We start from the raw sequence: 12023 nt of genomic DNA on the forward strand, positions 1-12023 counted from the left end.
CCTGTGGACAACTCCCCGTCGAACGGGACCGCCGCCACGTTGTCCACAGTCATGGTGTCCTGGACCACACGCATCGACGGAACGGGGTATCTTCCTGATCGAGACATGTGCGGCGCTGGGGATGGCGCCGAATCGGGCACAGGAGGGACACATGGATGCGGTGCGCATTCTCGAGGACGAGATCCGGGAGATCGTCCGGCGGCAGGGCATCGACCCGCAGCGTGAGCACGCCCGGGTCCTGACGCTCATCCAGGACGCGGCCGCGGACTACGAGTCCCGCGCGATGGTCAGCTCGCTGCCGGACCTGGAGGATCCCGTGGCGGCGCGGCAGGACCTGTTCGACCGCATCGCGGGCCTCGGGCCGCTCCAGCGGCTCATGGACGATCCCTCCGTGGAGGAGATCTGGCTGAACGCGCCGGACGCCGTCTACTGCGCGCGGTCCGGCCGCTCCGAGCTGACGGGCATCGTCCTGACCGAGGAGGAGGTGCAGGACCTCGTCGAAGTCATGTTGAAGTCCTCGGGCCGGCGGCTGGACCTGTCGATGCCGTTCGTCGACGCGGCCCTGCCAGACGGTTCGCGCCTGCACGTGGCCATCCCCGACATCACGCGGCGGCACTGGGCCGTGAACATCCGGAAGTTCATCGCCCGGGCGCGCCGGCTGGACGACCTCGTCCGGGGCGGTTCCCTCACTCCGACGGCGGCCCGCTTCCTGGACGCGGCCGTGGACGCGGGCATGAACATCCTCGTCAGCGGGGCCACCCAGGCGGGCAAGACCACCCTGCTCAACTGCCTGGCTTCGGCCATCGGCCCGCGGGAGCGGGTGATCACCGTGGAGGAGATCTTCGAGCTGCAGATCCCGGTGCGCGACGTCGTCGGGCTGCAGTGCCGCCAGCCGAACCTGGAGGGCCACGGCGAGATCCCGCTGCGTCGCCTCGTCAAGGAGGCGCTGCGGATGCGCCCGGACCGCCTGATCGTCGGCGAGGTGCGCGAGGCCGAGGCGCTGGACATGCTCGTCGCTCTGAACTCCGGCCTGGCCGGCATGTGCACGATCCACGCGAACTCGGCCGCGGACGCGCTCACGAAGCTCTGCACGCTGCCGCTGCTGGCCGGGGAGAACATCTCCCGGGACTTCGTCGTCCCGACGGTCGCCACGTGCATCGACGTCGTCGTGCACTGCGAGCGCGACCGTCAGGGCCGCCGGCGGGTGCGGGAGATCCTCACCGTCGGCTCACGGGTGGAGGGCGGGGTCATCGAGACGTCGGCGCTCTTCCAGCGTGACGCCGAGGGCGACCTGCGCCTCAACGAGGGTGCGAACCTGGAGTTCGAGGCGCTCGCCCGTCGCGGCGTGGACGTCCACGAGCTGGTGGGGCTGCGCTGATGGCCGCGCTGCTGGGGCTCGCGCTCGGCTGCGGCCTGTTCCTGCTGTGGTGGTCCCTCTGGTCCCCTCCCACGGAGAGACCCGGGGCCGCCCGCCCCGACTCGCGCCTGCGTGTGCTGATCGCCCAGTCCGGCATCCAGCGTCTCAGCCCGGCCGGCGTCGTGTCCGCCATGGCCGTCGGCGGTCTCGTGGTCGGGCTGCTCGTCCTGTCGCTGACCAGTACGTGGACCATCGCCGCGTGCTTCGCCGTCTTCGGCGCGGCCGTGCCCTGGCTGCTGCTGTCCTGGCAGGCCCGCCGGCGGTCCACGGCACTGCGCGAGCTGTGGCCGGACGCGATCGACCACGCCCGGTCGGCCATCCGCGCGGGCCTGACTCTCCCGGAGGCGCTCATCCAGCTCGGGGAGACCGGGCCGGAGGGGCTGCGCGAGCCGTTCCAGCAGTTCGCCCGGGACTACCGGGCCGGAGCCCGCTTCGTGGACGCACTGGACCGGCTCAAGGCCCGGATGGCCGACCCCGTCGCGGACCGCCTGGTGGTCTCGCTGCGCCTGACCCGCGAGGTCGGCGGCGCCGACATCGGCCGTCTGCTGCAGACCCTCTCCGAGTTCCTCCGGCAGGACGCCCGCATCCGCGCCGAGCTCGAGGCCCGGCAGTCGTGGACCGTGAACGCGGCCCGGTTGGCGGTGTGCGCCCCGTGGCTCGTGCTCCTGCTGCTGGGGACCCAGCCCGCCGCGGTCGCGGCCTATCGGTCCGCCGCCGGCGGGGCCGTGCTCCTCGCCGGCATGGTGGCCTCCGTCGTCTGCTACCGCGTCATGCTCCGCATCGGCGCGCTGCCCCGGGAGAAGCGGGTGTTCGCATGACGTCCGCGCTGATCTGGGCTGCGCTCCTGGGCCTCACCCTCGGGGCGGGACTGCTCCTCATCCTGGTCACCCAGCCGGTGGGCTGGCGCCCCAGCCTCGAGCAACGGGTCGAACCGCAGCTGCGCCACCACATCCCGGCCTCCCGCCTCCTCGAGGAGGAACGTGCGGGCGCCTCGCCCTGGGGAACGTGGGGACGCATCCTCGATCCCGTGGTGCAGGCCGGAGTCGGCTGGGTCCAGCGCATCTCCCCGGGCGGGGCGGCGCTCGACCGCAAACTGGCCGCCGCGGGGCTCGCGGTCACGTCGACGGACTTCCGTGCCCAGCAGGTCCTGAGCGCGGCCGCGGGGGCCGCCGTGGCGGCCGTCCTCGCGCTCAGCCTCACCGTCACGGGCCGCGTGCCGGTGATCACGGGGGTCGCCCTCGTGATCGCCGGCGGCATGGCCGGGTTCCTGCTCCGGGAGCAGCTGCTCTCCCTGCGGGTGCGACGGCGGCGCGAGGCCATCCTCTCCGAGTTCCCGTCCGTGGCCGAGCTGTTCGCGCTCTCGGTGGGCGCGGGGGAGAGCGCCGCCGGAGCGCTCGAACGCATCGCGGGGACGGCGCGCGGGGAGCTGGCCGGCGAGTTCCGCACCACGCTCGCCGACATGCGTGCCGGGGCGTCGCTGTCCGCGGCGCTCAAGGCCATGGGACGGCGCGTGCAGCTGGCCCCCGTCGAACGGTTCATCGGGGGCGTGCTCATCGCGCTCGACCGCGGCACGCCCCTCGCCGACGTCCTGCGCGCGCAGGCCCAGGACGTGCGTGAGATGGGTCGCCGCGAGCTCATGGAGGCCGCCGGCCGGAAGGAGATCCAGATGATGGTCCCCCTCGTGTTCGGCATCCTCCCGCTCACGGTGATCTTCGCCGTCTTCCCCGGCATCTCCCTGATGCGCCTGGGGTTCTGAAGACCCACAACTGAATAGTCCATCCATCCACCCACGATCACCATCCACTCCGGCCGCACGGGCGGCCGGCCACCCGAGGAGGGGACCATGCTCCACCACCACGCCATCACCGTCCTGGCCGCCCTGCGCGCCCTCATCCACGACGACGTCCGCGACGAGCGCGGCGACGTCCCCGGCTGGGTGATGATCACCCTCATGTCCGCCGTGCTCGTGGCCGGCCTGCTGGCCCTCGCCCTGCCGGCGCTCCAGGGACTGTTCAACCAGGCCATCTCCCAGGTGTCCCAGGGCGGCTGAGCATGCCCCGGGGTGCTGTCCACGCCGTGCCGGTGCCCCGTGGCGTCCACATGGGCGTCCGCTGGCGGGACGACCGGGGCGCCGCGGTGGCCGAGTCCACCATGGTGATGACCCTGGTCGTCCTGCTCTTCGCGGCGCTGCTCCAGGCCGGCGTCGTGATCCACACGCGCAACGTGATGATCGACGCCGCCTCCGCCGGCGCCCGGTACGGGGCGCTCGCGGACCGGAGTCCCGAGGACGGCGTCCAGCGGGCTCGAGAGCTGCTCTCCTCCGGCGTGCCCGGCCAGTCCGGGGCCGACGTCGCCGCGGAGCTCACCAGCCAGGACGGGGTCCCGGTCCTGCGCGTCACGGTCTCGAGCTCGCTGCCCGGCCTGGGGTTCCTGCCGGGCCCGATCCCCGTGGAGGTGAGCGGTCATGCGTTCCGTCAATGACGTCCGCGACGAGCGGGGAGCGGCCACGGTCGAATTCCTGGGCCTCACCCTCGTCCTGCTGATCCCCGTGGTGTACCTGATGATCTACGTCTCCCAGGTCCAGGCCGCGGCGTTCGCCTCGGTCGCTGCCGCTGACCAGGCCGTCAAGGCCGTGGTCGCCGAGGCCGATCACCCCAGCGCAGGCGCCGCCCACGCCACCGTCGAGCTCACGCTCGCCGACTACGGCGTGGGCGCCGGCCAGTACGACCTGACCGTCGGCTGCGACCAGGGCGGCTGTGGCACGCTCGAACCGGGGGAGGTCGTCGCCGTGCGGGTGGACGTGGCGGTGACCGTCCCCCTCACGCCGGCAGCGTGGTCGCTGACCCCCGTGACGGTGGGTTCCGACGCCCGGCAGACGGTGCCGAGGTTCTGATGCGCCGCCGCCTCACCGCTCGCCTGGGTCACGACGACGGGCAGACCACCGTCCTCACCGTCGGCCTGTGCGCCGTGCTCGTGGCCCTCATGCTGGTCATGCTCGCGGTCACCACCGTGCAGTTGCAGCACCGTCGCCTGCAGTCGCTCGCGGACTCGGCGGCCATCGCCGGGGCAGAGGAGCTCGGCTTCCGGCTGGGGGAGGACCCGGGCGTCGTGCTCTCCGACGACGACGTCGCCGCCTCCGCCAGCGCACACCTCGCGGCCGTCGGTGCCCAGGAGGCCGTGCCCGGGCTCGGCGGGATGAACGCCCGCGTGGCCGACGACGGCACCACCGTCGTCGTCACCCTCGACGCCCGGGCCGATCTGTTCGCCATGACCGGCCCGTTCGCGGGGACACTGCCCCTGTCGGTCCCCCTCGAGGCGACGGGCAGCAGTCGCACTAGCCTGGCCCGGTGATCCGCTTCCTCCACGGCATCGGTGGCCGGCCCGCCCACTTCGAGCCCCTTGCTGACGCCCTCGGCGCCGTGGCCGACCTCGCCGCCTCGCCCGCCCTGCCCGGCCACCCGGGCACGGACGCCGGCGGTCAGGGCCGCCCCCGGGCCGCACGGCCGGCGACCGATGCGGACCCCGTCCTCGACGCCGCCCGCACCTGGGCGGCGCAGGCCGGCCCCGTGCCGGGGCTGCTGATCGGCCACAGCACGGGCGGGGTCATCGCGCTGCGCGCCGTCGCCGACGGGCTGGTGCGGCCCCGCGCCCTCGTGGTCATCGACTCGAACGTCCCGGTGACGGACACCGCCCTGGCCGCCCGGGCGGCGAAGGCCCGCCTCGCCGCCCGCCCGGACTGGCGGAGCGTGCTCCGCGCCTCGCTCGCGCGGGACCTCCTCGTCCCGGAGCCGTGGCGCGAGCGGATCCTGACCGACCTGGACGCCACGCCGGACCATCCGATGCGCGAGCTCTGGGCCGCCGTCCTCGCCGCGGACACCCGTGCCCTCTGGGCCGGCATCACCGTCCCGACGCTGTACGTGCGCAGCACCCGGGACGTCCACCAGCGGGACCTGGACGCGGTCACGCAGCACGCCACCGTCGTCGATGTCAGCACGGGCCACTGGCCGCACGTCACGGAGCCCGAGGCCGTCGCGGCGGCGATCCGCCGCTGGCACACGACCGGCGTCCACCCCACGCGGTAGGCTGGCCGAATCATGGCTGACACTGACTTCTCCGCGGAGATCGACTCCCTGCGCCACACCCTGGCCTCCATCGAGCAGGTCTCGGACCTCGACCGCATCAAGGCGGACATCGCCGAACTGGAGCAGCAGGCCTCCGCACCGGACCTCTGGGACGACCCGGAGGAGGCCCAGAAGGTCACCTCCAAGCTCTCCCACCGTCAGACGGATCTCAAGCGCATCACCTCCCTGGAGAGCCGCATCGAGGACCTGGAGACCATGGTCGAGCTCGCCGCGGAGGAGGACGAGCCCTCCCTCCTCGACGACGCGAACCAGGAGCTGACCTCCATCCGCAAGGCCCTGGAGGAACTCGAGGTCGTCACGCTGCTCAGCGGCGAGTACGACCAGCGCGACGCCGTCGTGACCATCCGCGCGGGCGCCGGCGGCGTGGACGCGGCCGACTTCGCCGAGACCCTCATGCGCATGTACCTGCGCTGGGCCGAGCAGCGTGGCTGGTCCACCAAGGTCATGGACACCTCCTACGCGGAGGAGGCCGGCCTGAAGTCCGTCACCTTCGAGGTCAACGCGCCCTACGCGTTCGGCACCCTCTCCGTGGAGGCCGGCACGCACCGCCTCGTGCGCATCAGCCCCTTCGACAACCAGGGCCGCCGCCAGACGTCCTTCGCGGCGGTCGAGGTGGTGCCGCTGATCGAGTCGGACGACTCCATCGAGATCCCCGAGTCCGAGATCAAGGTGGACGTGTTCCGCTCCTCGGGCCCCGGCGGCCAGTCCGTGAACACCACGGACTCCGCCGTCCGCATGACGCACCTGCCCACCGGCATCGTCGTGTCCATGCAGAACGAGAAGTCGCAGATCCAGAACCGTGCCGCCGCCCTGCGCGTGCTCCAGTCCCGTCTGCTGCTGCTGCGCAAGGCCGAGGAGGACGCGAAGAAGAAGGAGATGGCCGGCGACGTCAAGGCGTCCTGGGGCGACCAGATGCGCTCCTACGTGCTGAACCCGTACCAGATGGTCAAGGACCTGCGCACGGGCCACGAGGAGGGCAACCCCTCCTCCGTGTTCGACGGCCACATCGACGATTTCGTGGACGCCGGGATCCGCTGGCGCGCCGAGCAGGTCAAGGCCGCCCAGGAGGACTGAGCCCCACGGCGCGGCCCCGCCGCCCAGGCCACCACGACGCCGGCCCGCACCTCCGCAGCGAGGCGCCGGCCGGCGTCGCCGTTCAAGCCCCCGCAGGGGCCTCGGGCCTGGCCCGGGAGACCGGCCCGGTGGGATGCTCGAAGCACCGGGCAGGCGCCCCCGCGCGCCGGTCCGGCACCAGACTCCATTCCCACCCAGGAGGTCGACCAGCATGACCATGCGCGCCGCCCGTTGGCACGGCAAGAAGGACATCCGCATCGAGGAGATCGACTCGCCCACGGCCGGCCCGGGGCAGGTCCTCGTGGACGTCGCGTGGTGCGGCATCTGCGGCACGGACCTGCACGAGTACCTCGAGGGCCCGATCTTCATCCCGCCGGCCGGGCACCCGCACCCGATCTCCGGCGACGCCGCCCCCGTCACGCTCGGCCACGAGATGTCCGGCACCGTCGCCGCCCTGGGCGAGGGCGTCACGGACCTCGAGGTCGGCCAGAAGGTCGTCGTGGAGCCGTACATCGTGCGCGAGGAGGACCGGGACCGACCGGACTACAACCTCGCGCCGGACATGAACTTCATCGGCCTGGGCGGCGACGGCGGCGGACTGGCCGAGCAGATCGCGGTGCAGCGCCGCTGGGTCCACCCGGTGGCCGACTCCGTGCCTCTCGACCAGGCCGCGCTCATCGAGCCGCTCTCCGTGGCCCACCACGCGTGGGTGCGGGCCGGCTCTCCGACGTCGGGCGTGGCAGTGATCGGTGGCGCCGGCCCCATCGGCGCGCTCACGGCGGCCGTGCTCAAGGGCAAGGGCCTGACGGTGTACGTCTCCGAGCTCTCGGAGCTGCGCCGCCGGAAGGTGCTCGAGGCCGGCGTGGTGGACGAGGCCTTCGACCCGCGCGAGGTGGACGTGCCCGCGAAGATCCGCGAGCTGCACGACGGCCAGGGCGCGGACGTGGGCTTCGAGTGCACCTCGGTGGACGTGGTGCTGGACATGTTGCTGGACGCGGTGCGTCCCGGCGGGGTGATCGTCAACGAGTCCATCTGGGGCCACGAGCCCGCCGTGGCCCTGCACAAGCTGGTGATGAAGGAGATCGACCTGCGCGGCACGATCGCGTACGCGAACGACCACGCGGACACCATCCGCATGGTCGAGGACGGCGCCGTGGACCTCGCGCCGTTCATCACCGGCAAGATCGGCCTCGACGACCTGGTCGACCGGGGCTTCGAGACCCTCATCCACCACAACGAGACGGCCGTGAAGATCCTCGTCTCGCCGACCGGCCAGGGTCTCTGAGGCTCCGGCCCGACCCCCGGACGTCCCGACGACGGCCCGCGCCCGCAGCCGGCGGGTGCGGGCCGTCGGGTCCCTGCACCGCGGCGCGCCGTCATGGATGCGTCGTCGCCTGGCGCGCCTGTGACCGGGGTCATAGACTGCATTTGAGTGAATCGTGATGAACCGAGTTGAACGTCCCAGGAGGACCGCATGACCGCCGAGCTGCCCCAGCCTCAGCCCACCGATGCCGTGATCGTGGGCGGTGCCCGCACGCCCTTCACCCGGCTGCTCTCGCAGCAGGCCGACCTGCGCGCCGTGGACCTGGGCGCCCACGCGATCACGCACGCGCTCGAGCGCGCCGGCGTGGCCCCCGAGGACGTGGACATGGTCTACATGGGCCAGGTCGTGCAGGCCGGCGCGGGCCAGAACCCGGCCCGCCAGTCCGCGCTCGCCGCGGGCATCCCGTGGAACGTCCCGGCCATGACGATCAACAAGGTGTGCCTGTCCGGCCTCACCGCCGTGATCGACGCCGCCCGTCTCATCCGCCTCGGCGAGGCGGACGTGGTGGTGGCCGGCGGTCAGGAGTCCATGACCAACGCCCCGCACCTGCTGCCCGGCGCGCGCAAGGGCTTCAAGTACGGCCCGGCCACCATGCTCGACGCCGTCGCGTGGGACGGCCTCACCGACTCCCTGAGCCACGAGGCCATGGGCGAGCTGACCGAGTCCGGCAACGGCGAGCGGAACATCGCCCGCGCCGAGCAGGACGAGGTCGCCGCGGCCTCGCACCAGCGGGCCGCCCGGGCCCAGTCCGAGGGCGTCTTCGAGGGCGAGATCGCCCCGGTGGAGGTGCCGCAGCGCAAGGGCGACCCGCTGGTCGTCTCCCAGGACGAAGGGGTCCGACCGGACACGACCGCCGAGTCGCTGGGCGCCCTGCGTCCGGCGTTCGCGAAGGACGGCACGATCACGGCCGGCAACTCCTCGCCCCTGTCCGACGGCGCCGCCGCCCTCGTGGTGACCTCGCGGGCCTTCGCCGAGGAGAAGGGCCTGACGATCCTCGCCACGGTGGGCGCACCCGGCCAGACCGCCGGCCCGGACAGCTCGCAGCTGCACTCGCAGCCCTCGGACGCGATCAACGCCGCCGTGCGGAAGCAGGGCTGGGACGTGGCCGACCTCGACTTCATCGAGATCAACGAGGCGTTCGGCGCGGTGGCCGTGCAGTCCCTGCGCGACCTCGACTACCCGCACGAGAAGACCAACATCCACGGCGGCGCCATCGCCCTGGGCCACCCGATCGGCGCCTCCGGCGCCCGGCTGGCCCTGCACGCCGCCCTCGAGCTCGACCGGCGCGACGGCGGCCGCGCGGCCGTCTCGCTCTGCGGCGGCGGCGGCCAGGGCGAGGCCCTGATCCTCTTCCGCTGACGGACCGCCCCTGACAGAAAGGACCCCGGACATGGCTCTCGACAAGACCGTGGCCACGCCCGCCGAGGCGGTGGCGGACGTGCCGGACGGCGCGTCCCTGGCCGTCGGCGGCTTCGGGCTCTCCGGCAACCCCGTGCAGCTCATCGAGGCCCTGCTCGAGCAGGGCGCCACGGACCTGTCCGTCGTCTCCAACAACTGCGGCGTGGACGGCTGGGGCCTGGGCATCCTGCTCGGCGCGCGCCGGCTGCGGAAGATGACCTCCTCCTATGTGGGGGAGAACAAGGAGTTCGCCCGCCAGTACCTCGAGGGCGAGCTCGAGGTGGAGCTCGTCCCGCAGGGCACCCTCGCGGAGAAGCTCCGCGCCGGCGGCGCCGGCATCCCGGCGTTCTACACCCGCTCCGGCGTCGGCACCCAGGTGGCCGAAGGAGGCCTGCCCATGCGCTACGACGCGGACGGCACCGTGGTGAAGTCCTCGCAGGCCAAGCCCACGGACACGTTCGTGCTCGGCGAGGGCTACCTCAGCCAGGCCCCGGACGAGCCCGAGACCTATGTGCTCGAACGCTCCATCGTCACCGACTTCTCCCTTGTGCACGCCTGGAAGGGCGACCGCCACGGCAACCTCGTGTTCCGCAAGGCCACCCGCCAGTTCGGCCCGCCCGCGGCCATGGCCGGCCGGGTGTGCATCGCCCAGGTGGAGGAGCTCGTCGAGCCCGGCGAGATCGACCCGGACGACGTGCACCTGCCCGGCGTCTTCGTGCACCGGATCGTGGAGGTCGGCACGGACATCGAGAAGCGGATCGAGAAGCGCACCGTGCGCGCATCGGGGGAGGGGCGGGCATGAGCGAGCAGACCACCGGGCGCCCCCGGGGCCTGAGCCGCGACCAGATGGCGGCCCGCGCCGCGCAGGAGCTGCCGGACGGCGCCTACGTCAACCTCGGCATCGGCATGCCCACGCTGATCCCCAACCACATCCCCGCCGGGCGGTCCGTGGTGCTGCAGTCCGAGAACGGCATCCTCGGCACGGGCCCGTACCCCACGGAGGAGGCCGTGGACCCCGACCTGATCAACGCGGGCAAGGAGACCGTCACCGTGAACCCGGGGGCGTCCTTCTTCGACTCCGCGCTGAGCTTCGGCATGATCCGCGGCGGCAAGATCGACGTCGCCGTCCTGGGCGGCATGGAGGTCTCCGCCGCGGGCGACCTGGCCAACTGGATGGTGCCCGGCAAGATGGTCAAGGGCATGGGCGGTGCGATGGACCTCGTCCACGGCGCCGGCCGCGTGATCGTCATGATGGACCACGTGTCCAAGGACGGCACCCCCAAGATCGTCGACCAGTGCACCCTGCCGCTGACCGGCCGCGCCGTCGTCGACCGCATCATCACGGACCTGGCCGTGATCGACGTCGTCGGCACCCCGGAACAGCCCCGCCTGGCGCTCGTGGAGACCGCGCCCGGCGTCACCGAGGAGCAGGCCCGCGCGCTCACCGGCGCGCCCCTGGACTGAGCCGACGACGCCGCCCCGCGGCCCCGGCGCACCGCCTCGGCGGGCATCGGGCCGGCACGGGATAGACTGGACGGCCGCGCCCTGATCGGGGCGCGGCCGTCGCCGTGGACGCTGGAAGGACGTGAGGCCATGGGCAAGAACAGCAAGGGCAAGGCCGCCAAGCAGCCGGCCCCCGGCGAGCGCCAGGTGATCGCCAACAACAAGAAGGCGCGCCACGACTACACCATCCTCGACACGTACGAGGCCGGCATGGTGCTCACCGGCACCGAGGTGAAGTCGCTGCGCGAGGGCAAGGCCTCGCTCGTGGACGGCTTCGCGGTCTTCTACCGGGACGAGCTGTGGCTCGAGCAGGTCTACATCCCGGAGTACCTCAACGGCTCGTGGACCAACCACGCCGCCCGCCGCCGCCGCAAGCTGCTGCTGCACCGCGCCGAGCTGACGAAGATCTCCCGCCAGATCCAGGATCCGGGCCTGACCATCGTGCCGCTGTCCCTGTACTTCCTGAACGGGCGCGTGAAGGTGGAGATCGGCGTCGCGCGCGGCAACCGCGAGTACGACAAGCGGCACAAGCTGCGCGAGCAGCAGGACAACCGCGAGGCCCAGCGGGCCATGCGGATGCGCAACCGGCGCGCCGGCGTGGCCTGAGCGCGGCAGGCCCCTTGGGAATGCCCGGGGGGCGTGCTACGTTGTATCTCTCGCAGGCCCGGTTTCAGGACCGGCGGGCTCCGCGCCCTCCGCCTGCAGTGGTGATTGACAACCTCATAGAGGAGTCGCCCCCCTGGGGCCGATCGGTTTCGACGGTGTGTGTCGCGTCGGGAGAAGCGGGCCGAGGATGCAGAGTCATCTCGTCAAACGCTCTCTGCAAACCAATAAGTGCCGAATCCAAGCGCACTGACTTCGCTCTCGCTGCCTGATCAGTGATCGAGTCCGTCACCCCGAGGTCGCTGTCGCCTCGGATCGTGGCGTCAGCTAGATAGCCACTGGGCGTCACCCTCGCCGGGGGTCGTGACGCCGACATCAATCCGGCTGGGTCCGGGTTGGCCGCCCGTCTGCGGGACGGCCAGGACCGAGCAACACCCACAGCAGACTGTGCCCGGAGAAGACCCGGCAACACCTCATCGGACGCGGGTTCAATTCCCGCCGGCTCCACTCACCACCACGGGAAGGCCCCGGAATCGTCACGATTCCGGGGCCCTCGTCGTGT

General features: G+C 72.4%; 14 protein-coding genes and 1 other RNA gene. All 15 read left to right on the plus strand.

Translation table 11 applies throughout. The annotated features are described in order from the left end of the window. Positions 1–151 precede the first annotated feature (151 nt). The 15 genes from KVS67_RS00240 to ssrA all read left to right on the plus strand — a co-directional run bounded on the left by KVS67_RS00240 (position 152) and on the right by ssrA (position 11971). Positions 152–1378: a CpaF family protein gene (locus KVS67_RS00240; protein WP_010079081.1), complete on the plus strand. Its 1227-nt coding sequence runs from the start codon at positions 152–154 to the stop codon at positions 1376–1378. Further along, a complete protein-coding gene (locus KVS67_RS00245; RefSeq protein ID WP_078025995.1) occupies positions 1378–2235 on the plus strand; it encodes a type II secretion system F family protein in 858 nt (285 codons plus the stop codon). The genes KVS67_RS00240 and KVS67_RS00245 overlap by 1 nt, the downstream gene beginning before the upstream one ends. Further along, on the plus strand, positions 2232–3173 hold the full coding sequence (locus KVS67_RS00250) for a type II secretion system F family protein (protein ID WP_010079079.1): 942 nt from the start codon (positions 2232–2234) through the stop codon (positions 3171–3173). Before KVS67_RS00245 ends, KVS67_RS00250 begins: the two co-directional genes overlap by 4 nt. 87 nt (positions 3174–3260) lie before the next feature. After that, positions 3261–3467 (plus strand): hypothetical protein, encoded by a 207-nt coding sequence (locus tag KVS67_RS00255; RefSeq protein WP_010079078.1) that lies wholly within the window; start codon positions 3261–3263, stop codon positions 3465–3467. 2 nt (positions 3468–3469) lie between these two features. Further along, positions 3470–3898 (plus strand): TadE/TadG family type IV pilus assembly protein, encoded by a 429-nt coding sequence (locus KVS67_RS00260; RefSeq protein ID WP_225348400.1) that lies wholly within the window; start codon positions 3470–3472, stop codon positions 3896–3898. Next, positions 3882–4310 carry a hypothetical protein gene (locus KVS67_RS00265; protein WP_020628138.1) on the plus strand — a complete coding sequence of 143 codons (429 nt, stop codon included), beginning with the start codon at positions 3882–3884 and terminating at the stop codon, positions 4308–4310. The genes KVS67_RS00260 and KVS67_RS00265 overlap by 17 nt, the downstream gene beginning before the upstream one ends. After that, positions 4310–4768: a Tad domain-containing protein gene (locus tag KVS67_RS00270; RefSeq protein WP_036381775.1), complete on the plus strand. Its 459-nt coding sequence runs from the start codon at positions 4310–4312 to the stop codon at positions 4766–4768. The genes KVS67_RS00265 and KVS67_RS00270 overlap by 1 nt, the downstream gene beginning before the upstream one ends. After that, positions 4765–5499, plus strand: a complete 735-nt coding sequence (locus KVS67_RS00275; RefSeq protein ID WP_049147203.1) for an alpha/beta fold hydrolase — start codon at positions 4765–4767, stop codon at positions 5497–5499. The genes KVS67_RS00270 and KVS67_RS00275 overlap by 4 nt, the downstream gene beginning before the upstream one ends. Positions 5500–5511: 12 nt before the next feature. Further along, complete coding sequence (gene prfB, locus KVS67_RS00280; protein WP_049147200.1) at positions 5512–6633, plus strand: peptide chain release factor 2; 1122 nt, start codon at positions 5512–5514, stop codon at positions 6631–6633. Between the two features lie 217 nt (positions 6634–6850). Further along, the gene (locus KVS67_RS00285; protein ID WP_168196744.1) at positions 6851–7918 is read left to right on the plus strand and encodes a 2,3-butanediol dehydrogenase; all 1068 of its coding nucleotides are present in this window, start codon (positions 6851–6853) and stop codon (positions 7916–7918) included. 189 nt (positions 7919–8107) lie between these two features. Then, complete coding sequence (locus tag KVS67_RS00290; protein ID WP_078025998.1) at positions 8108–9316, plus strand: acetyl-CoA C-acetyltransferase; 1209 nt, start codon at positions 8108–8110, stop codon at positions 9314–9316. A 31-nt stretch (positions 9317–9347) separates the two neighbouring features. Continuing rightward, positions 9348–10157 carry a CoA transferase subunit A gene (locus KVS67_RS00295; RefSeq protein WP_078025999.1) on the plus strand — a complete coding sequence of 270 codons (810 nt, stop codon included), beginning with the start codon at positions 9348–9350 and terminating at the stop codon, positions 10155–10157. Next, entirely contained in the window at positions 10154–10819 is a 666-nt protein-coding gene (locus KVS67_RS00300) for a CoA transferase subunit B (protein ID WP_098093206.1), read from the plus strand. The genes KVS67_RS00295 and KVS67_RS00300 overlap by 4 nt, the downstream gene beginning before the upstream one ends. A gap of 129 nt (positions 10820–10948) precedes the next feature. Continuing rightward, complete coding sequence (gene smpB / locus KVS67_RS00305; RefSeq protein WP_044659238.1) at positions 10949–11464, plus strand: SsrA-binding protein SmpB; 516 nt, start codon at positions 10949–10951, stop codon at positions 11462–11464. Between the two features lie 135 nt (positions 11465–11599). After that, positions 11600–11971, plus strand: a transfer-messenger RNA (tmRNA) gene (gene ssrA / locus KVS67_RS00310). Positions 11972–12023 lie beyond the last annotated feature (52 nt).

The organism is Micrococcus sp. GbtcB5, from assembly GCF_019091605.1.
Lineage (GTDB): Bacteria > Actinomycetota > Actinomycetes > Actinomycetales > Micrococcaceae > Micrococcus > Micrococcus luteus.